Consider the following 19,055-nt stretch of genomic DNA (forward strand, 5'->3'; position numbering starts at 1 on the left):
TTTATTTGCTGTTCATGTTGCCCAGCATGGACAGTTGCTGGGTGAGGTAGCTGCTCAGGCCCTGCATCTGGTTGACCATCTTGTCCAGTTGCAGGAACTGCTTGCGGTACATCTCGATCTTGGTGTCGATGCGGTCCGAGGCGGCCAGATACTGCTTTTCCAGCGTCTTGGCGATCTTTTCGGCGCCTTCCTTGGCATTCTCGATGAAACCGTCGACCTTGACGTATTCTTCGGCGGCGTCGTAGAGGCGCTTGCCCAGGCCGTTGTCGCCGATGAACAGGCGCTTGACGTCTTCCAGGTTGGTCTTGAGCGCCTCGGCGAGTTTTTCATCCTCGATGATCAGATCGCCTGTCTTGGGATCGGTTTTGATGCCGATGCTGTTCAGCGTGCGCAGATCGCCCTGATCGGAGACGACGTTGATGGCGGTGCGCAGGTTGCTCTGGGCGCGGCGTACCATGGAGTCGCCGGTCAGCGCCGATCCTTTCTGCTGTTCGACATCGTAGGCGGTCAAGCCCTTGATTGTCGAGTTCAAGGCGTTGTAGGCCGTGACGAATTCCTTGATGGCCTTCGTGGCGACTTCGTCGTCGCGTGTCACGTCCAGTTTGACGGCTTCGGCACTGGCCTTGTTCAGGGTGATTTCCAGGCCTTCTATGGTGTTCTTCAGGACATTGCTGCTGCTGATGATCTCGATGCCGTTGACATGCACCTTGGCGTTGACGGCGGCTTTCTCGGTGAAGATCCCGGCGGGCGCGCCGTCGTCATTGACGGTGCCGCTGCTGGTAAAGGACAGGATGTTCTCCAGCGCCGAATTGCCTTCCACGCGGATTTTCGCCACAGATGCCTGTTCACCGGTGTCGCGGGCCGTCAGCTGCAGCTGATAGGGGTGGTCGGGGTCGCCGTTGTTGATGATGGTCGCGCTGACGCCCAGGTCGGTATCTGCATTGATGGCCTTCATGATGCCCTGCAGCGAGGTGTCTTTGCCGGTCAGGTCGATGGAGTGTTCCTTGCCGTTGGCCAGGGTGACCGTGATCTTGCCGTCCGCGCCCAGGGGCGAGGTGCGGCTGTCGAGCGCGCTGCCGGTGAGCGTTTGGGCCGAAGCCAGATTGTCCACGACGATGCTGTACTGGCCTGGCGAAGCGGTATTGCTGCCGCTCACGGAGATGGCGTCGCTGCCCGGCGTGGCCTTGACGGCGCCGAATACGTCGGCCTTGCTGAGCGCCTTGGCAGCGGTCTGCAGGGCAGTGATGGCGCTTTTCAGCTTGCCGTAGCCTGAGATACGGTTGGTGTTCGCGGCCTGACGCGTCTGGATCAGCTCCAGGGTCACGTTCTCTGCTTTGCGCAGATTGGTCAGCAGGGTGTCGAGCGGCAGCTCGGAGCCGACGCCAATGGAAGAAATAGTAGCCATAACAGTATCTCGATTTGTTCTATTGTGCCTTGGCGCCAACTGGGTCAAAACACACGTTAATGGGGGCTTTCGCTGTCAGTTCGACTGTTAGTGTCACGCCTTGACGTCGACCGTGTTGCCTTGCAGCTGCACAATCATCTTGGCAATCTGGATGACGGCCTCGGACGGAACGGTACGCAGCACTTCGCCGGTTTTGTTGTCCACGATCGAAACCACCAGACGCTGGGCGTCTTCGTCCATGTCGAAACGCATGCCTGTGGACCAGGCCTGCATGGTGGCATTGATGTTGTCCAGGGTCTGCTCCAGGGTGTTGATCGTGCCGGGCAGCGGATCCGGGCGATCGGGCCAGCGTTGCTGCAGGCTGGTGTTCGTTTCGGTTTCCTGGACGGGAGTGACGGCGGTGGCCGCTTGCGGCAGGGGCTGGCCCGGATTCGCATCGACGGGGGTGGCGTTGGCTGCCAGGGTCGCTGCGTGTGATGAGACTGGGTGGATCATGACATCGCTCCAGAGGGTTGCTTTACGACAGGTCGCAGTCCATCCGTGCGCGCGCACCTGTGCGGTTCCGTTTGACATGGCTTGTTACGGCATGGCTGGGGGCTTCTTTAGCGGTAATGCAGCGCGCGCTCGATTTATTTTTCCTCAAACACGGAAACAGGCTGGCGAAAGCTACTTTGATTAGGGGACTGTGGGCGACTGGCAGATTGCACAATGGATCGTCCCTTATTCCGGAATCCGTTTATTTCCATGTTTCGTTCTGAAGACTCCCTGGTCGAGCAATACGCTCCGCTGGTGCGTCGCCAGGCATTGCAACTGGTGTCGCGCTTGCCCTCCAGCGTGGAACTGGACGACCTCATGCAAGCCGGCATGATGGGGCTGCTGGACGCTGTTCGCCGCTACCAGGTAGTCGCGCAGGCGCAGTTCGAGACCTATGCCATCACACGCATCCGCGGCGCGATGCTCGATGAGCTGCGCAGCCAGGACTGGCTGCCGCGCAGCGTGCGCACCAAAGGCAAGCAGATCGAGCAGGCCATTGCCGCATTGCGCCAGAAATTGCTGCGCGAGCCCTCGGAACGGGAAATCGCCGACGCGCTGGGTCTGACCTTGACGCAGTACCAGACTTTGCTCGAAGAGGCCGCTGGCATTCAGGTCGTCCATTACGAGGATCTGATGCGCAAGAGCGACGGCGGCGATGCGCTGGAATTCCTGGAGGAGGATGGCAGCGACGACGCCTACTTCGACAATCCGCTCAATCAACTGGTGTCGCAGGGACTGCGTTCGGCGCTGGTCAATGCCATCGACAGCCTGCCGGAAAGGGAAAAGCTGCTCTTGTCCCTGCAGTTCGAGCAGGACCTGAACCAGAAAGAGATCGCGCTCGTGCTGGGCGTGACCGAAGGGCGGGTGTCGCAGTTGCGCAGCCAGGCTGTCAGTCGCATCCGCGCCCTGTTGGCCAAGGATCACTGGGACCGGGCGAGCAGCGACGCCGAATACCAGTTCCTTCTGTAGTTCAGGAGATGGGAAAGAATGGTGTTTTGTATTGCGGATCAACGGAAAGACGACTGAACATGAATGCATCGCAGATTGCCGGACCGGCGGCCTTGCTGCCCCACGGCCTGGCCGGCGAAGGCCTGGGATATGGCCGGGAACTCATCGAATGGGTGCGTTTTCCGGCATTGGGAGACGAGCGCGGCTCTCTGGTGGCGCTGGAGGGAATGAAGTCCGTGCCGTTTCCGATCAAGCGCGTGTATTACTTGTTCGCCACCAAGGAAGGGGTGGCGCGGGGGTTTCATGCTCACATCAATTTGCGGCAGGTCGCCATCTGCGTCACGGGCAGTTGCCGCATGGTTCTGGACGACGGCTGCCGGCGTGAAGAAGTGCTGCTGCGCTCGCCGGTCCAAGGCGTGCTGCTCAGGGAAATGGTCTGGCGCGAGATGCACGACTTCAGCCCTGACTGCGTCCTGCTGGTACTGGCCAGCGAACATTACGACGAGAGTGACTACATACGCAATTACCAGGATTTTCTGGCTTTGCGCGAGCAGATGAACCCGATGAACCAGACAGGTGGGATGTGACGAGCGACGCAGTGCAACATGAAGCCGGACGTGCGGAGGCAAAGGATTGGCTGTTGAATCGTTTCCGGGCGCAAGATGTCCTGTTCGCGGAGCGGCCCTCCCGTCTGGGTTGGAATGAACCCGTCTTCTTGTGCGGGCAGCCGAGGCCTTTTTCGGTCAATGTCTGGCGCAACCACAATTTCGAATCGTTTGCCGCACTGGCCGCCCCTTACCTGGATTACGCGGAGCTGGCGGCCGATTTTCACATCGGCGCCTATGATGACTCCTTCGGCTTCGAGCAGGCGCCGGCGGCCGAGCTGGAGTTGCTCTGGCTCGATCCCTCGCCTTATCAGTCCACCATGAGCCAGGAACAGTGGCTGGCCTGGCTCCAGGGACGCCTGCTGGCTTTGCGCCAACTCTCCCAGGCGCCCATCGTGCTGGCCACCTGGAACGCGTGGCAGCCCGAGAACGCCTCCGTATTGCAGGCGCTGGTCCATAGCATGCCGGGAGTGCAGTTCGCCGATCTGCACGGGGCCTGCGCCGAGCAAGGCGTTCCCTTGCTGGACAGACGCACGCAGGCATTGGCCGGTACGCCGCTGTCCCGGCAGGCGCAGCCGCTGCTGGCCCGCCTGCTGGGATTGCGCTGGCTGCCCGCCTGCGTTCTGCCACCGGTCAAGGCGATCGCCGTCGACCTTGATAACACCTTGCATGCGGGCGTGCTCGGCGAGGATGGCGCCTCTTCCCTGGTCCTGGAGCCGGCGCACCTTGCCTTGCAGCAGGCCTTGCTGGCGCTCAAGGAGCGGGGCGTGTTCATTACGCTGGTCTCGCGCAATGACGCCGCCGATGTGCAGGCCCTGTTTCAGGAGCGCCGTGATTATCCGCTGGCGCTGGAGGATTTCGCCCTGACTGAAGTTTCCTGGGACAGCAAGGGGCAGGCCATTCTGCGCATTGCCCGCCAGTTGAACATATCGCCCGACGCGGTGCTGTTCATCGATGACAATCCCGGAGAGCTTCTGTCGGTCCGCCATGCGCATCCAGGCATCAAGCTCATCCATGCCGATCCGGGCGGCCTGCCGGCCTGGCGGGTCTTGTCCCTGTATCCCGGGTTGTGGCGCTGGACCACGTCCGACGACGACCTCAAACGCGTCGCGGACTGGCGGGCCAACAGCGAACGTCAGGTAATGCTGCGAGCAGCGGTTTCGGCGGACCAGTACTTCGCCAGCCTGGGAGCGGTGCTGGAGCTGTCGTACGATGAACCGGCCCAGTTGCCGCGCCTGGCCGATCTGTGCCGCAAGACCAATCAGTTCAACCTTTCCCTGAAGCGGTACTCGGAAGCCCAGCTGCACGATTTCATGATGTCGGCGCAAGCTTGCGTGGCGGCGGTCTCGCTGTCCGACAGCCTGTCCAGCAGCGGCATCATCGCCGTGGTTGTGGCCAGCCTGGAGGCCCAGCGGCTGGTGGTCAAAGAGCTGTGCATGAGCTGCCGCGCGCTGGGCCGGCGCCTGGAGGACATGATCATCTTTTCGGCCCTGCGCAGCATGCCTGTGTTCGGCCAGTGTCGCGAAGTGGTGTTCGAGCTGGCCGAGGGCCCGCGCAACCAGCCCGCCCGGGAGTGGCTCGCGGCTCTGGGACCCTTGCAGGGCAATTGCCTGGATGCCGGGCGCCTGCGGGAGTTTGAACTTCATCCCGACGTAACTTTGATGTGGAAACAAGCATGAATGAAAAGCTTGCGGTCGCTGATCGCGTGTTGTCGCTGCTGGCGGCGGTCTTGAAATGTCCTGTGGCGATGGAGTCGTCCCGGGAAAATCTGGCGGCTTGGGATTCGCTCAAGCACATCGAGGTGATGTTCGCTCTGGAGGAAGACTTCGACATGCAGTTTTCCGAGGAAGAGTTGTCCGAGCTGAGTAGCGTGCAGGCGCTGGTGGAGCGTTTGCGGGACGGTCATGAAGCATGATTTCGTCCTGGAGGGTGAAGGCTTTCGCCTGCGGCCGGTCACTCCTGGCGATGTGGACTTCATTCTGGAATTGCGCTGCGACGAGCAGCTCACCCAGTTCCTGAACCCCGTATCGCCCGACCGCCAGGCCCAGGTCGACTGGCTGAGCGAATACGAGCGTCGTCCGGGAGACTTTTACTTTGTGATCGAACGCCGCGGCAAGGGGCAGCCGGAGGGGCTTGTTTCGCTGTACGACGTCCAGCTTGAAGCGGGCTGCGCCGAGTGGGGCCGCTGGATCTTGCGCAAGGGCTCGCTGGCGGCGCTGGAAAGCGCCTGGCTCGTCTATCGCTTCGCATTCGAGCGCCTGGGCTTGCAGCAGGTGTATTGCCGGACTGTGCGCGACAACCAGGCGGTAGTTGCATTCCACGACACCTGCGGCTGTCCGGACAAGACCGTGCTCCCCGCCTTTTTCACTATCCGTGGGCGCAGACTGGACGCGGTCGAACACAGGGTGACGGCGGCGGCCTGGGAAGGACAGATGGCCCAGCGTCTGCAGGGACTGGCGGCGCGGCTGGCGCAAAGGATGAATCGCCATGGCGGTTGAGTCCGCGCCAATCTGGGGCCCGGAGGGGTGGGCCTTTCACCATGTCGGCTACGCCTGCCGGTCTCTGGACCGGGACAGACGCACATTCGAGGGCCTGGGTTATGTGCAGGCGGGGGCGGAGTTCATCGATCCCCGGCAAGGGGTGCGCGGCTGCTTCATGGAGCTGGGCGCGCAGCGCATTGAACTGCTGGAGAACCTGGAAGGCTCTCAGACGTTGACGCCGTGGCTGCAGTCGGGCGTGTCCATGTATCACCTCGCCTACGAGCTTGCCGACATCGAACAGGGCGTGGCGCACCTGCGCGAAATGCGGGCCAAGCTGATATCGGGGCCCGCGCCCGCTGTTGCGTTCGAAGGCCGGCGGATCTGTTTCATGATGCTTCCGAATCGTCTGCTCGTCGAGCTGATCGAATTCGCTGTGTAAAACCTTTCAAGAGTTGAAAAAAATGACGTTGAACGATGAACTGTTGCATCTGGAGGCCATCTCCCAGAACTCCTTGTACGCGGCTGGCGTGAATCGCGCCACGGTGGAATATTCCTTTCGCATTGCGCGGCGTTTCGTCCAGGGACGTTCCATCCTGGAAATGGGACCGGCAGAAGGGGTGATGACCGAACTGCTCGTGCAGTTGGGCAAGGAGCTGACTGTGGTGGAAGGCTCCCAGCTTTTCTGCGACGACCTCGCGGCCCGTTTTCCCGGCATTCATGTCGAGCATGCCTTGTTCGAGGAGTTCGAGCCCAGGCAGGCCTTTGACACCATCGTCCTGGGCCATGTGCTCGAACATGTCCAGGACCCCGTGGCCATCCTGAGCCGGGTGCGGGAGTGGCTGACTCCAGAGGGCCGCGTATTCGCGGCAGTGCCCAATGCTCGTTCACTTCATCGCCAGGCGGCGGTCATGATGGGCTTGCTGGCACAGGAAGACCAGCTCAATGACACCGATCGGCATCATGGCCATAGACGCGTCTTCAATCCGGAGTCGTTCCGGTCGGCGTTCACGCAGGCCGGCTTGAAGGTCGACTATTTCGGCGGTTACTGGATCAAGCCCGTATCCAATAGCCAGATCGAGGCGACCTGGACGCCGCAGATGGTCGAGGCCTTCATGGCGCTGGGGGAACGCTATCCCGACATCGCCGCCGAAATCTATGTCGTGGCTTCGGCCTGAAGCCCTGATTGGTTCTGGAAGGAAAGCGCGTGATCCCTTTTCTGGACTTCAAGCAACTGAATGCCGAATTGCGTGATGAGCTGATCGCCGCATGCGCCCGCGTCATCGATTCCGGATGGTACATCAATGGGCCGGAGGTCGAGGCTTTTGAAGCCGAGTTCGCACGTTATTGCGGCGTTGCGCATTGCATTGGAGTGGCCAATGGGCTGGACGCCCTGGTCCTGGTCCTGAGAGCCTGGCTGCAGATGGGCAGGCTGCGGGAGGGCGACGAAGTCATCGTGCCTTCCAATACTTTTGTCGCCAGCGTGCTGGCCGTCAGCCAGAACCGGCTCACGCCCGTGCTCGTCGAGCCCGATCCGCGTAGTTTCAATCTCTGTCCGCAGCGCCTGGAGCAGGCATTGAGCGATAGGACTCGAGTCGTTCTGCCCGTGCATCTCTATGGCCAGCTGGCCGACATGCCGCGCATCGCCGATTGGGCGCGCCGACATGGCCTGCTGGTGCTGGAGGACGCCGCACAGGCGCATGGCGCCCGGCTTGGCGGACGGAGCGCCGGCGCCTGGGGAGACGCGGCCGGGTTCAGCTTCTACCCCGGCAAGAACCTGGGAGCGATAGGCGATGCCGGGGCCGTCGTCACCGATGACCAGGACCTGGCCGATGTTCTGGCTGCCCTGCGCAATTACGGCTCTCGGGAAAAATATCATAACGAGCGGCTGGGCGTGAACAGTCGCCTGGACGAGATTCAGGCGGCCATGCTGCGCGTCAAGCTGCGCGCGCTGGATCGCAGCATCGAGCAGCGGCGCGCCATCGCCCAGGTTTACGGAAGCCGGATCCGCAACCCCTTGATTGAGTTGCCCGTGCTCGCCATGGACGAGCCTGAGTCCCATGTCTGGCATCTGTATGTCGTGCGCACGGCCGACCGGGACGGCTTGCAACGTCATCTGGCGCAGGCGGGCGTTGGCAGCCTGGTTCATTACCCCGTGCCCCCGCACAGGCAGCAGGCCTATGCCGGCGCCTTCCGGGACCGCTATCCCTTATCCGAACATTTGCACGACACCGTGTTGAGTCTGCCATTGGGGCCTTATCTGAGCCTCGCCCAGATCGATGCCGTCGTGGATGCCTGCAATAGCTATCGTTGACCGGCCTGGTCGATCGGGCGCAAAGGAAAAGAATGAATGTAGACGTAAGCGTTGTTGTCATGTCCTACAACAACGAGAAGTTTTTGGCGGCCACCATCGAGTCCGTGCTGGCTCAGGAGGGGATCAACCTCGAGTTGATCGTGGTGGACGATTGTTCCACTGATGCCAGCGTGGACATCCTTGAGCGCTATGTCGGTGATCCGCGTTTCAGCTATCAGGTGCACGCTCGCAACATGGGCGCCGGGGACAATTACAATTATTGCGCGCAGCAGGGCAGCGGCCGCTACGTGGCAGTGCTGGGATCGGACGATATTCTGCTGCCGGATCATCTGCGCAGTCTGTGCGCCGCCATGGACGCCTGTCCTTCCGCCATGCTGGGCTATACCCAGTGCGAATGGATCGACGAGCATGGCCGCAGCCTGGAACAGGCGGTCCACCCCGGCCACGCCCGCGCCAGCTACAGCGGCGGCCGCAACGAGGTGGCGGCGCTGTTGAGCCATGACAATTACATCACTCCCTCGGCCATCGTGTTCCGCCGTTCCGGCGTGGAGCAGATCGTGGCCAGGCACGGGGTGTTCGCACAGAAGCATCTGCAAGCGGCGGACTGGGAGCTATGGGTGCGGATCGCCCTGCACCACCCTGACTTCGTGTTTCTGAAGCAGGCGACCGTAGGCTATCGCATCCACGCTGGCCAGGTTTCGCAGAAGTTCTATGCTGACGACCGGCCGCTGCGCGAACATACCGAGATCCTGGAGCGCGTGCTGGCGGATATATCCGTGCGCGATGTGCTGGGGCGCGACGTGGCTGCGGTCTGGTCTTTGTACGAGCGCCGGCTCCAGGCCTATCCAGAGACATCCAGGCAGGCCTTGGGCGAGCGCGTCGACGCCATCGAACGCAAGCTGCTGGGCGACGGCGCATTGGTGACGCGGCTTGCGCACGCGCAGCCGCGCTTCTCCGTCATCCTGACAACCTTCAATCGTCCCGACCTTCTGCGCCATGCCTTGCAAAGCCTGGCCGATCAGCAGTTTCGCGATTTTGAAGTGATCGTGGTCAATGACCACGGCTCGCCAGTGGAAAGTGTGCTCGAAGGACTGGATTTCCCGGTTACTTACCTGTGCCTGGGAAGCAACCAGGGCTTGTCGGCCGCCCGCAATGCGGGGATCGCTGTCGCCCGCGGCCGCTACCTGTGCTATCTGGATGACGACGATATCTATCTGCCCGGGCATCTGGCCGCCCTGCATGAAGCTTTTCTGGCCAAGCCCGATGCCCTGGTCTATACGGACGTCGTGTATGTGCAGGAGCGGCTGGAAGGCGACCGCCGCGTCGAGCTGGGACGTAGTTTTCCCACTGCCCATGATGGCTTCGATCGCGACCTGCTCTTCGTGCGCAACTATATTCCCGTCAATACCTGGGCGCATCCTCGCGCCATCCTGGACAGGACGGGCGGGTTCGACATCAGTCTGAGCGCCTTCGAGGATTGGGACATGCTGCTGCGGCTGGTCTCGGTGCCTCTGGATGTCGCGCACGTCGAGCAGGTCACCGCCGAAGTGCGCCAGCGAGCCCAAGCGGGCGGGGATCACATGCTGGCGCGCGAATCGGGCCACTTTCGTTTTCTGTACAAGCGGATTTATTCTCGCCATCCCCAGGCCGCTGATGCGCGCATCGAGAAAGAGCGCCAGGCCCTGCTTGAGTCCCTGGGCCGACCGGCGCCCGCGCCGGCGGCGCCGGCCTGGGGAATCGAGCAATGGTTGGCTGAACGCAAGCCGTCCGCGGCCCGTACGGCGGCTTTGCAGGCTCTTCTGGCTGCCAACGAGGGACGCGGACATATTGGCGTGGCGCTCGTGGATGAGCGTGGCGACGCGCAGGCGCTTGCCCGATCCCTGCAGAGCCTGCGCCAGCAGGATGAGCCGGCGCAATGCGTCTGGGTCTGCTCCGACATCGAGCTGGATGGCGAGCAGGACGTGGAGTGGCTGCAGCCCGGCGGGTCCTGGACGGCCTGCCTCAATGACCGGCTGATGTCCGGGCTGCCGGCTCCCGACTTTCTTTTCGTCCTGATGGCCGGCGATTGCCTTTTGCCGCAGGCCTTGCTGCTGGTGGCCGAGCATCGGTTGCGGCATCCGACCTCGCGCCTGGTGTACATCGATGAGTATGTGCTGGAAGGCGACCAGGCGGCCAAACCTATCCTGCGGCCTGACTTCAACCTGGACATGCTGCGTTCCTACCCCTATGTGGGGCGCGCGCTGGGCTTTGATACGGCGCTGGCTCGGGAGCTGGGCGGCCTGGAGGCCGGATATGGCGAGCTGGCCTTGGTCGACCTGCTCTGGCGCGCTGTCGAGCAAGCCGGCCCGCCGGTGGTAGGCCACGTGTCGGAGGTTCTGCTGCGCACGGAGCGGCCGCTATTCGATTGGGCGGGGCGGGACAGCGTCCGGGAGCAGGCTTTGCGGTGCACGCGCGCCCACCTGGAACGCATGGGCGTGCAAGCGCAGGTCGTGCCCCAAGCCGGAACGGACTTTCATGCCGTACGTTATTCGAGCGGGCATGAGCCGATGGTCTCCATTGTCGTGCCCACGCGCAATCACGCCGCTTTGCTCAGGCATTGCATCGATGGGTTGCTGGCCCGTACCGCCTATGCAAATTTCGAATTGCTGATCGTGGACAACGGCAGTACGGAACCGGACGCCTGCGAGTTCCTGGAGCGCCTGGAGAAAATGGCCATGGCGCAATTGCGCGTGCTGCGTTGGCCGCACCCTTTCAATTTCTCGGCCATCAATAATTTTGCTCTGGAACATGCCCGGGGAGAGTTGATCCTGTTCCTGAACAATGACGTCCAGTTTTCCACTGCGCGCAAGGACTGGCTGAATGATATGGTCGGCAATGCCTTGAGGCCGGAAATCGGCCTGGTGGGCGCGCGCCTGGATTACCCGGACGGGAGAATCCAGCAGAACGGCCTGATCCTGGGCATGGGAGAAGCCGTTGGCGCCGCCTTGCGGGGACAGCCGGGCACCACCCAGGGCTACATGAGCCGCGCCCAGGTCCAGCACAATGTCAGCGCCTTGAGCGCGGCGTGCCTGATGGCCCGCCGCGATGTGCTGGAGGAACTCGGCGGCTTCGATGCGCAGGCTTTTCCGCTGGAGCATGGCGATGTGGATCTGTGCTTGCGCGCCGGCCAGGCGGGTTTCCTGCTGACCATCCTGCCTGATACGGGATTGCAGCATCTGGAAGGTGCAAGCCGACTGCTGGCGGCCAAGGGCGAGCTGGAGAGCGTAGACCCGGACCAGGTGCTGCAGGCCCTCTATCAACGTTGGCTGCCGCGCTTGAGCCTGGATCCTTATCATCATCCTGCATTTGATCGCCAGGAGCCCGGCTTCGCCTTGAGCCCGCAGGCTTCCCGTCTGAATGAGCCCTTGCCAGGCCGACCTTTGCCCGTGGTCGCGGCAGCGCATGCCGATTGGCAGGGATGCGGCTATTACCGCGTCATCCATCCATTCCAGGCGCTCGAGCAGGAGCTCCGCATGGAGGGAGGCCTGGCGCATGGCGGCTTCCACTTCCTGGATCTGGCCAGGGCGGCCCCAGACGTGGTCGTGCTCCAGGGGGCCTGGATCAATCCCGGTATTCTGACGCAGATGCAACGCTATCGTGATCTGCTGGGCTGCAAAGTCGTGTTGGAGTTCGACGACTACACGCCCAATATTCCGGTCCAAAGCATTTACTATAAGCAGATCCCGCGCAGTCTGATCAAGACCATGCGGCGCGCCATCGAACAGGCCGATTGGCTGGTGGTGTCCACGCCGACGCTGGCGGCTGAGTATGCCGCGTTCCATCCTTCCATACGTATCGCCCGGAACGGGTTGTCGCCGCAGTGGTGGTCAGACCTGAAAACGGCGCGCGGCGTCGGGCGCAAGCCCCGGGTGGGCTGGGCCGGCGGCAGCAGCCACACCGGCGACCTGGCGGTCATCCGTTCCGTCGTCAAGGAGCTGGAGGACGAAGTCGAATGGGTCTTCATGGGTATGAAGCCGGAGGGCGTGGTTTGTGAGTTTCATCCCGGCGTTGCCATTGACCGATATCCTGCCAAGCTGGCTTCGCTGAACCTGGATCTGGCTGTAGTTCCGCTGGAGCTCAATCAGTTCAATCGTTGCAAGAGCAATTTGCGCCTGCTGGAATTGGGCGCTTGCGGCGTGCCGGTGATTTGCACTGATATAGATCCTTATCAAGGCGACTTGCCCGTGACGCGGGTGCGCAATCGGCATCAGGAATGGGCGGCCGCGATTCGCGCCCATTTGGCCGATCCTCAGGAAATGGCCCGTCGGGGCGACGCGCTGCGCGATGCGGTCCGCTCGTCCTGGATGCTGGAAGGCAGTTTCATGGACCAGTGGGTCGCTGCCTGGACGATCTGATTCCGCGGGTCAAGGCCTGAATCAAAGCGGACCGAAGGGATTCGGTCCGCTTTTTTTATGCTGCCTTCGGGGCTGTGGATGAACAGCGCAAGTGGCTGTTTCAGTTCGCCGCCGTTGAGCTGCTGTTCCGTTTTCATGAGGAAAACTTGGTTGGCTGCCTGGAATCGGTCTGCCATGAGCAGGGGGAAGGGACGGGCGCGGCAAAAAAAAAACAGGCCCCCGAAGGAGCCTGTCTGGCTTAATGCAGGATTAAACCGGGTATTAACGCAGCAGGGACAGAACAGTCTGTGGAACCTGGTTGGCCTGGGCCAGAACCGAGGTGCCAGCCTGTTGCAGGATCTGAGCACGGGTCATGTTGGAGACTTCGACGGCGTAGTCGGCGTCTTCAATGCGCGAGCGCGATGCGGACAGGTTGGTGATGGTGTTGTTCAGGTTCGAGATCGTGGATTCGAAACGGTTCTGGATGGCGCCCAGGTCGGAACGCATGCTGTCGACCTTGCTGATGGCAGAGTCGATTTCGGCCAGAGCGCCGCTGGTCACAACGCCGCCGCTGATGGACAGGCCGCCGGAGGTGATGGCGGTGGTGCCGCTCAGCAGAGCGGAGACGCGTGCGTCGGTGCCCTTGATGGTGATGGTGTCGTTGTCACGGGCGCCAACCTGGATGCTGATGCCGGAAGCCGAAGCGGAACCGTTCAGCACGAAGGTACCGTTGAATTCGCTCTTGTTGGCAACGCGGTTGATTTCGTCCAGGCGAGCCTTGATTTCAGCATTGATGGAGTCCAGGTCGTCGTCGGAGTTCGTGCCGTTGTAGGCTTGAACGATCTGTTCGCGGATGCGCTGCAGGTTGCTGTTGATTTCGTTCAGCGAGCCTTCGGTCGTCTGAGCGATGGAGATGCCGTCGTTGGCGTTGCGGGCAGCTTGGGTCAAGCCGCGAACCTGGGCGGTGAAGCGGTTGGCGATGGCTTGGCCGGCGGCGTCGTCCTTGGCGCTGTTGATGCGCAGGCCGGAGGACAGGCGTTCGATGGCCTGGCCCAGAGCGCCTTGGGATTTGTTCAGGTTGCCCTGGGCAACCAGCGACAGGTAATTGGTATTGATAACAGACATGGTAACTCCCAATGTTGAGTAGAGCGGCGAAACGGTTTCGCCCTTTGCCCAGGAAAGCGTTGACGTTTTGCTGGGCCGGTTAAGGCTGATCGCGCATTCGACACGCTGCGTTCTTCCTGTACACCAGCATTTACGGAGCGGGCCCTGGGAACTTTAGGGAATTTTTCAGAAAAAAATTCAGTTACCTGCAACCTGCCCGGTCTGGCTGGGGAAGAAGGCCTGGTGGCCTGCGCTCGTCGTTAAACGCTGCATGGATAACGGCAGCGGTCATGCAAGCTTTAGGATTGCAGAAAAAGGCGAGGCCTGGCGGCGGTTTGCGGACCGGTTCAGATTCAATGCTCGCGTTCGACCACGCTCAGCAGCTCGGTGCGCCGCGTCGACATCGGGCCGAAGCGGCGGGTCATATCGTCCAGGCTGTGCCCGTGTGCGAGTCCATCCAGTATGTCCGCCCAGTCCTGCATGAGCAGACGGCGGGAGCTGAGATAGCGGGTATGGTCATAGGGCGCCCGGGAGGGGTCTTTCCTGGCATGCGCCAATTGCAGATCGATGCGGTTTTCGGGGTAGCTCAGCAAGCCCTGCAGGGTGGTGGCGGTGGAGCGAAAGCCATGGGCTGAAAAGCGGCCTTGGTAGCCCAATGCATCGATGGCGTGATTCAGGGTAGTGGGCCCCATGGGCTGGCCTGCATGGCGCTGGTTGGGGAAGAGATAGCCGTCGGGGCGCGCCGTTTCCCGCAACCTCAGCAGCAGAGCCAGGGCCTGGCGGGACAGGGGCACGATATGGGGCCTGCGCATCTTCATGTTGGCGGCTGGTATGGTCCAGACGGCGTTGTCTAGATCGAACTGATCCCAAGTGGCGCGGCGCAGCTCCACGGTTCGAACGAATGTCAGCGCCAGCAGGCGCAGAGCAGCCTTGGTCAGGGCCCGGCCGCCCCAGGCTTCGAGCCTGGCCATGAAAAACGGAATTTCCTGCCAGGAGAGCGGCGGGTTGTGCCGGACGGCGGGCCGTTTTATCAGGCGTTTGAGCATGCCCGCAGGGTCCTGCGTGCACAGGCCCTGCTGCGCCGCATGGACGAAGATCTGGCTGAGCCATTGGCGTACGGCCATGGCGGCGCAGGGGCCGCGCTGGGCCACAGCCAATATCAGCGGGCGCAGATGGGCGACGTCGATGCTGGCGATGGGCAGTCGGCCGATGCGCGGCAGGATGTCACGTTTCAGGTAGCGGCGAACCTGCAGCGCATAGCCGGCGCTCCATCCGGGATTGGCCGCCAACCACAGCCGGGCCGCCATTTCGAAGGTATGGCGTTGATTTTCTTCCTGCCGGCAGAGTCTGGCCCGGCGTTCTGTCAGCGGATGCACACCCTGGCGCACCAACGCCCGCGCGCGGTCCCGCTCCTGCCGCGCGTCGGCCGGCGAGATGTCGGGGTAGGGACCAATGGAGAACACATGCGCGCTTGAGCCTATCCTGTAGCGGTAGCGCCAGAGGCGCCCGCCCGCGGGCGTGATGGTTAAGTACAGGCTGCCGCCATCGCGCAAGGAATAAGGTTTGTCTTTGATGGGAGCGCGCTCGATGCTGCGCTTGGTCAGGAGATGGAGTGCCATAGAGATGCGTTCCATAGAGTTGCGAAGCGCAGTATAGGACTCCATCTACACAGAAATGTACATTATTGAAACCTGAATCATAGGGGCATGGCGAAGGGGGAAAGGGATTTGAAAAATGCCTGCGCCTGATTCGGAAAAAAGAGAGCTCTGAATGGAGAGCCACCAAGAGGTACATGGCAGAATCAAAAATACCTCTTTATGTGGAAATAAAATTTCTTAATGGTTTGAAAACAAAGCGCTTATCTGCTACTGGAGTGGATGTCGATTGTCAATACCAACTACCTGTCGCTGGTTGCCCAAGGCAACCTGAACAAATCCCAAGGCGCTCTGGGCCAGGCCATTGAGCGCCTGTCCTCCGGCCTGCGCATCAACAGCGCCAAGGACGACGCAGCGGGCCAGGCGATTGCCAACCGTTTCTCCGCCAATATCAATGGCCTGAAGCAGGCTGCCCGTAATGCCAACGATGGTATTTCCATTGCGCAGACGACCGAAGGTGCGCTGAACGAAATCAACAATAACTTGCAGCGTATTCGGGATTTGACTGTTCAAGCTCAAAATGGCTCCAACTCCGCGTCTGACATTGACTCTATTCAGCAAGAAGTAAATCTTCGGCTGGAAGAAATCAATCGTATTGCAGATCAAACAAACTTTAACGGTATTAAGGTACTCAAAGATAAAACCGATGGTATAACGCTGACAGTTCAGGTTGGTGCTGCAGACAACGAAACCATCGACATCAGCATCAATAAAAACTCTGACTGGAACTTGCTCGACACTGCTGGCACCGTGCCTGGCACGACTGTCAATGGAGAGGCCCGAACTGTTAAAGCCCTGGGTTTTGATGTGCGGTCTGCAGTTGCATCGACTGTTGTTTCAGATACTGTCAGCTTCAACGCCGCAGGAGCAGCCGCTCAAGCAAAAACAGCCGGTGCGGATGGTTTTGAGGTGCGCTCCTATGGAGATGCGGCCAATCCACAATATGCAGTCATAACCCGAAACGCTGGTGCTGACCAAGAAGCATTTGCTTTAACTTTTGATAAAGATGGCAAGGCCACAGTAGGGGAAAAACTTGGAGCCGTTGCCTCTCAAGCTGCTATGGCATCTACTACCGTAGTAGCAGCTGGCGGTAATGTCTCTGTCGCCGGAGGTTCTTCCGATGCCCTCAACAAAATTGATGCTGCATTGAAAGCTGTTGATAATCAGCGCAGCGACCTGGGCGCCATCCAGAACCGCTTCGAATCGACCATCGCCAACCTGAACAACACCGTCACCAACCTGTCCGCGGCCCGCTCCCGCATCGAAGACGCCGACTACGCCGTCGAAGTGTCCAACATGACCCGCGCGCAGATCCTGCAGCAGGCCGGCACTTCGGTTCTGGCTCAGGCCAACCAGGTTCCGCAAACCGTGCTGTCGCTGCTGCGCTGATCGCATCGCGCAATCCGCGGCAGTGATGTTCGTCAGCCCCCTTTGCCCATGGCGAGGGGGCTGTTTCGTGGGTGATCGGAAATAGAGCAAGCATGAAAGCGAATCAGGAGGGGCCTGACGTTCAGGGGATGGTTTTCTGGCCGGCACAGTTCGCGAAGGCCTGAGCGCCTTGCTGGGAAATCGGGTCCGACCGTACGCAAGGCCGGACTCTTTCTCGTTCGTCTGATGCCGTGGAAAAGCAGAGGCCGGGAGGGCGGGACATGGTTACACTCAAGCTGCCCATTTCGTGGTTCTCTATATCCCGTAGAGGCGGCCTCCCGCGTCTTGTCTTTGTCCGGAACCTTGCCCAGATGCCCCGTCCCGATGTCCTGTTGTCCGATCCCGAACGCCGCCTGCGCAAGATGAAACTCAGCGCTCTGGCGCTGTTGGCGGTCACTGTCTGCCTGTTCCTGCTGAGTCACGCCATGATGCGTCAGGGCGAGGCGGCGCCGGCGGCGGGTCTGTGGCCCTGGCTGCGGGCCTTCAGCGAGGCCGCCACCGTCGGGGCTCTGGCCGACTGGTTCGCGGTCGTGGCCTTGTTCAGGCGGCCCTTGGGGCTTCCTTTGCCGCATACGGCCATCATTCCCAACAAGAAGAACAGCCTGGGTGACAGCCTGGCCGTGTTCGTGCGCGATCATTTCCTGGACTCCGCCGCCATCCTGGAGAAGCTGCGCGCCCTGGACCCGGCGGCGCGGCTGGGGCAGTGGCTGTCCCGGCCGGAGCAAAGCGGAAAAGCGGCGGCCTATATGCGGACGGGCCTGCGGGAGGCCTTGCGTCTGCTGGATGAACAAAGTGTCAAGCAGGCGCTGACGGACGGCCTGCGAGCGTACCTGCTGCGCTGGAACCTTGCAGGCACGGCGTCCGAGATCCTGGGCCTGCTGACTCGCAATGGCCGCCATCAGAGGCTGCTGGACGAGGTCTTGCAGCAGCTGGGCCTTTACCTGGCGGACGAGGCCGTCAGGCAGCGTGTTGCCGGCGTTTTGCTGCGTCATGCCCAGAACGAATGGCCCGGCATCCTGAAGCTTGTGGGGGTGGTCGCTTCGGTGGACGATTTATCGGGCAAGCTGGCCGACAAGCTGGCGCGCGCCTTGGTGGACGAGCTGCAGGACATTCTCTGCCAGCCCGATCACGAGTTGCGCCAGGATTACGAACGCTGGGTGGAGACCTATATCCAGCGGCTGGGACGCGATCCCGCACTAATCGAACAGGTGGAGTCCATCAAGCAGCGCCTTCTGGAGCATCGGGAAGTCGGCGCCTATATCGATGGCCTGTGGAACGACGTCATCAGGACCTTGCGCACTGACCTGGACAGGGACGATTCCGCGGTCGCCGCGCATCTGCGCCAGTTGGCGCAGGACCTGGGACAGCGCCTGGAAAAGGATGAAGAGCTGCGGGCCACCTTGAATGAACACATGCTGTCCGCCGCGGCGGGCCTGGCCGAGCATCTGCGCGAAGGCGCGAAAGACCATATTTCACGCACGGTGCGCAATTGGGACGACCAGGACCTGGTGCGCGAACTGGAATTGAGCGTGGGCACCGACCTGCAATTCATACGCTTCAATGGCACGCTGGTGGGCGGCCTGGTGGGTGTTGCGCTGCATGCGCTATTGATGTTCGGTCTGGTGTGACCTTTCTGTTCCAAGCCCACGCAAAATCGTTACTTGCCGGCATTCGCCGTGAACTCCTTCTCGTGCCGGATCATGGCTTTCTTGCGCTCCACGCCCCACCGGTAACCGGTGATGCCGCCGTCGCTGCGCAGGATGCGGTGGCAGGGGATGAGCAGGGCGATGGGGTTGGAGGCGCAGGCGCGGGCGACGGCGCGGGTGGCGGCGGGCTCGCCGATGGCGCGGGCGATGTCGGTGTAGCTGCGCGTCTGGCCGGGCGGGATCCGGCGCAGGACGTCCCAGACCTTGAGCTGGAAGTCGGTGCCATGCAGCTCCATGGGGATGTCCGGCGCTTGTGTGGGGGCGTGCAGGTAGTCCGCCAGCTTTTGCAGGGCGGGAATCCTGTCGGCTGGCACTTCGTTCAGTTGCGCGCCGGGAAAATGGCCTTGCAGCTCGGCGCGCATCGCATCCTTGTCATCGCCCAGGCTGGCGGCGATCAGTTTCTTGCCGTGCATGGCCGCCAGCAGCAGCCCGAAGTCGCAGGGGGCGATGGCGTAATTCAGTTCCAGGGTGTCGGGCATGGTGTTCTCTCCTGGGGATGCACGCTT

The 19,055-nt window shown here is 61.6% G+C and carries 17 protein-coding genes; 12 read left to right on the forward strand and 5 right to left on the reverse strand.

The annotated features are described in order from the left end of the window. Position 1 precedes the first annotated feature (1 nt). Positions 2–1,405 (reverse strand): flagellar filament capping protein FliD, encoded by a 1,404-nt coding sequence (fliD, locus tag ACF3ND_RS06115; protein WP_394065186.1) that lies wholly within the window; start codon positions 1,403–1,405, stop codon positions 2–4. 93 nt (positions 1,406–1,498) lie between these two features. Further along, positions 1,499–1,900, reverse strand: a complete 402-nt coding sequence (locus tag ACF3ND_RS06120) for a flagellar protein FlaG (RefSeq protein ID WP_394065187.1) — start codon at positions 1,898–1,900, stop codon at positions 1,499–1,501. A gap of 249 nt (positions 1,901–2,149) precedes the next feature. On the opposite strand from ACF3ND_RS06120, the gene ACF3ND_RS06125 reads away from it, so the two are divergent. The 10 genes from ACF3ND_RS06125 (at position 2,150) to ACF3ND_RS06170 (ending at position 12,919) form a co-directional block, all read left to right on the forward strand. Further along, positions 2,150–2,908, forward strand: coding sequence for an RNA polymerase sigma factor FliA (locus ACF3ND_RS06125; RefSeq protein ID WP_394065188.1), 759 nt, complete (start codon positions 2,150–2,152; stop codon positions 2,906–2,908). Between the two features lie 59 nt (positions 2,909–2,967). Further along, positions 2,968–3,474 carry a sugar 3,4-ketoisomerase gene (locus ACF3ND_RS06130; protein WP_394065189.1) on the forward strand — a complete coding sequence of 169 codons (507 nt, stop codon included), beginning with the start codon at positions 2,968–2,970 and terminating at the stop codon, positions 3,472–3,474. A 53-nt stretch (positions 3,475–3,527) separates the two neighbouring features. After that, a complete protein-coding gene (locus ACF3ND_RS06135; protein WP_394065190.1) occupies positions 3,528–5,171 on the forward strand; it encodes an HAD-IIIC family phosphatase in 1,644 nt (547 codons plus the stop codon). After that, positions 5,168–5,407, forward strand: a complete 240-nt coding sequence (locus tag ACF3ND_RS06140; RefSeq protein WP_394065191.1) for a phosphopantetheine-binding protein — start codon at positions 5,168–5,170, stop codon at positions 5,405–5,407. The genes ACF3ND_RS06135 and ACF3ND_RS06140 overlap by 4 nt, the downstream gene beginning before the upstream one ends. Beyond that, the gene (locus tag ACF3ND_RS06145) at positions 5,397–5,990 is read left to right on the forward strand and encodes a GNAT family N-acetyltransferase (protein ID WP_394065192.1); all 594 of its coding nucleotides are present in this window, start codon (positions 5,397–5,399) and stop codon (positions 5,988–5,990) included. The genes ACF3ND_RS06140 and ACF3ND_RS06145 overlap by 11 nt, the downstream gene beginning before the upstream one ends. Beyond that, a complete protein-coding gene (locus ACF3ND_RS06150) occupies positions 5,980–6,411 on the forward strand; it encodes a VOC family protein (protein WP_394065193.1) in 432 nt (143 codons plus the stop codon). The genes ACF3ND_RS06145 and ACF3ND_RS06150 overlap by 11 nt, the downstream gene beginning before the upstream one ends. A gap of 22 nt (positions 6,412–6,433) precedes the next feature. Beyond that, complete coding sequence (locus ACF3ND_RS06155; protein ID WP_394065194.1) at positions 6,434–7,147, forward strand: class I SAM-dependent methyltransferase; 714 nt, start codon at positions 6,434–6,436, stop codon at positions 7,145–7,147. Between the two features lie 29 nt (positions 7,148–7,176). Beyond that, entirely contained in the window at positions 7,177–8,283 is a 1,107-nt protein-coding gene (locus ACF3ND_RS06160; RefSeq protein ID WP_394065195.1) for a DegT/DnrJ/EryC1/StrS family aminotransferase, read from the forward strand. A gap of 32 nt (positions 8,284–8,315) precedes the next feature. Beyond that, on the forward strand, positions 8,316–12,677 hold the full coding sequence (locus ACF3ND_RS06165; protein WP_394065196.1) for a glycosyltransferase: 4,362 nt from the start codon (positions 8,316–8,318) through the stop codon (positions 12,675–12,677). Between the two features lie 74 nt (positions 12,678–12,751). Next, complete coding sequence (locus tag ACF3ND_RS06170; protein ID WP_394065197.1) at positions 12,752–12,919, forward strand: hypothetical protein; 168 nt, start codon at positions 12,752–12,754, stop codon at positions 12,917–12,919. A gap of 19 nt (positions 12,920–12,938) precedes the next feature. On the opposite strand, the gene ACF3ND_RS06175 is transcribed toward ACF3ND_RS06170, so the two are convergent. Then, the gene (locus ACF3ND_RS06175) at positions 12,939–13,781 is read right to left on the reverse strand and encodes a flagellin (RefSeq protein ID WP_394065198.1); all 843 of its coding nucleotides are present in this window, start codon (positions 13,779–13,781) and stop codon (positions 12,939–12,941) included. Between the two features lie 332 nt (positions 13,782–14,113). Next, positions 14,114–15,379 (reverse strand): tyrosine-type recombinase/integrase, encoded by a 1,266-nt coding sequence (locus tag ACF3ND_RS06180; protein ID WP_394065199.1) that lies wholly within the window; start codon positions 15,377–15,379, stop codon positions 14,114–14,116. Positions 15,380–15,637: 258 nt separating this feature from the next. On the opposite strand from ACF3ND_RS06180, the gene ACF3ND_RS06185 reads away from it, so the two are divergent. Further along, positions 15,638–16,804, forward strand: a complete 1,167-nt coding sequence (locus ACF3ND_RS06185; RefSeq protein ID WP_394065200.1) for a FliC/FljB family flagellin — start codon at positions 15,638–15,640, stop codon at positions 16,802–16,804. A 350-nt stretch (positions 16,805–17,154) separates the two neighbouring features. Then, a complete protein-coding gene (locus ACF3ND_RS06190) occupies positions 17,155–18,471 on the forward strand; it encodes a DUF445 domain-containing protein (protein ID WP_394065201.1) in 1,317 nt (438 codons plus the stop codon). Positions 18,472–18,500: 29 nt separating this feature from the next. Here the strand turns inward: ACF3ND_RS06190 and ACF3ND_RS06195 are convergent, their stop codons facing one another. Further along, positions 18,501–19,028, reverse strand: a complete 528-nt coding sequence (locus tag ACF3ND_RS06195; RefSeq protein ID WP_394065202.1) for a methylated-DNA--[protein]-cysteine S-methyltransferase — start codon at positions 19,026–19,028, stop codon at positions 18,501–18,503. Positions 19,029–19,055 lie beyond the last annotated feature (27 nt).

Origin of the sequence: Alcaligenes sp. WGS1538 (genome assembly GCF_043187505.1) — a bacterium.
In the GTDB taxonomy this organism is placed as follows: Bacteria; Pseudomonadota; Gammaproteobacteria; order Burkholderiales; family Burkholderiaceae_B; genus Alcaligenes.

Excerpts from the sequence above, each read along its gene's own strand:
- fliD (WP_394065186.1), bottom strand. The coding sequence starts at position 1,405 with ATGGCTACTATTTCTTCCATTGGCGTCGGCTCCGAGCTGCCGCTCGAC.
- ACF3ND_RS06175 (WP_394065198.1), bottom strand. The coding sequence starts at position 13,781 with ATGTCTGTTATCAATACCAATTACCTGTCGCTGGTTGCCCAGGGCAAC.
- ACF3ND_RS06145 (WP_394065192.1), top strand. The coding sequence starts at position 5,397 with ATGAAGCATGATTTCGTCCTGGAGGGTGAAGGCTTTCGCCTGCGGCCG.
- ACF3ND_RS06190 (WP_394065201.1), top strand. The coding sequence starts at position 17,155 with ATGCCCCGTCCCGATGTCCTGTTGTCCGATCCCGAACGCCGCCTGCGC.
- ACF3ND_RS06185 (WP_394065200.1), top strand. The coding sequence starts at position 15,638 with ATGTCGATTGTCAATACCAACTACCTGTCGCTGGTTGCCCAAGGCAAC.
- ACF3ND_RS06140 (WP_394065191.1), top strand. The coding sequence starts at position 5,168 with ATGAATGAAAAGCTTGCGGTCGCTGATCGCGTGTTGTCGCTGCTGGCG.
- ACF3ND_RS06165 (WP_394065196.1), top strand. The coding sequence starts at position 8,316 with ATGAATGTAGACGTAAGCGTTGTTGTCATGTCCTACAACAACGAGAAG.
- ACF3ND_RS06130 (WP_394065189.1), top strand. The coding sequence starts at position 2,968 with ATGAATGCATCGCAGATTGCCGGACCGGCGGCCTTGCTGCCCCACGGC.
- ACF3ND_RS06180 (WP_394065199.1), bottom strand. The coding sequence starts at position 15,379 with ATGGCACTCCATCTCCTGACCAAGCGCAGCATCGAGCGCGCTCCCATC.
- ACF3ND_RS06150 (WP_394065193.1), top strand. The coding sequence starts at position 5,980 with ATGGCGGTTGAGTCCGCGCCAATCTGGGGCCCGGAGGGGTGGGCCTTT.
- ACF3ND_RS06155 (WP_394065194.1), top strand. The coding sequence starts at position 6,434 with ATGACGTTGAACGATGAACTGTTGCATCTGGAGGCCATCTCCCAGAAC.
- ACF3ND_RS06195 (WP_394065202.1), bottom strand. The coding sequence starts at position 19,028 with ATGCCCGACACCCTGGAACTGAATTACGCCATCGCCCCCTGCGACTTC.
- ACF3ND_RS06125 (WP_394065188.1), top strand. The coding sequence starts at position 2,150 with ATGTTTCGTTCTGAAGACTCCCTGGTCGAGCAATACGCTCCGCTGGTG.
- ACF3ND_RS06120 (WP_394065187.1), bottom strand. The coding sequence starts at position 1,900 with ATGATCCACCCAGTCTCATCACACGCAGCGACCCTGGCAGCCAACGCC.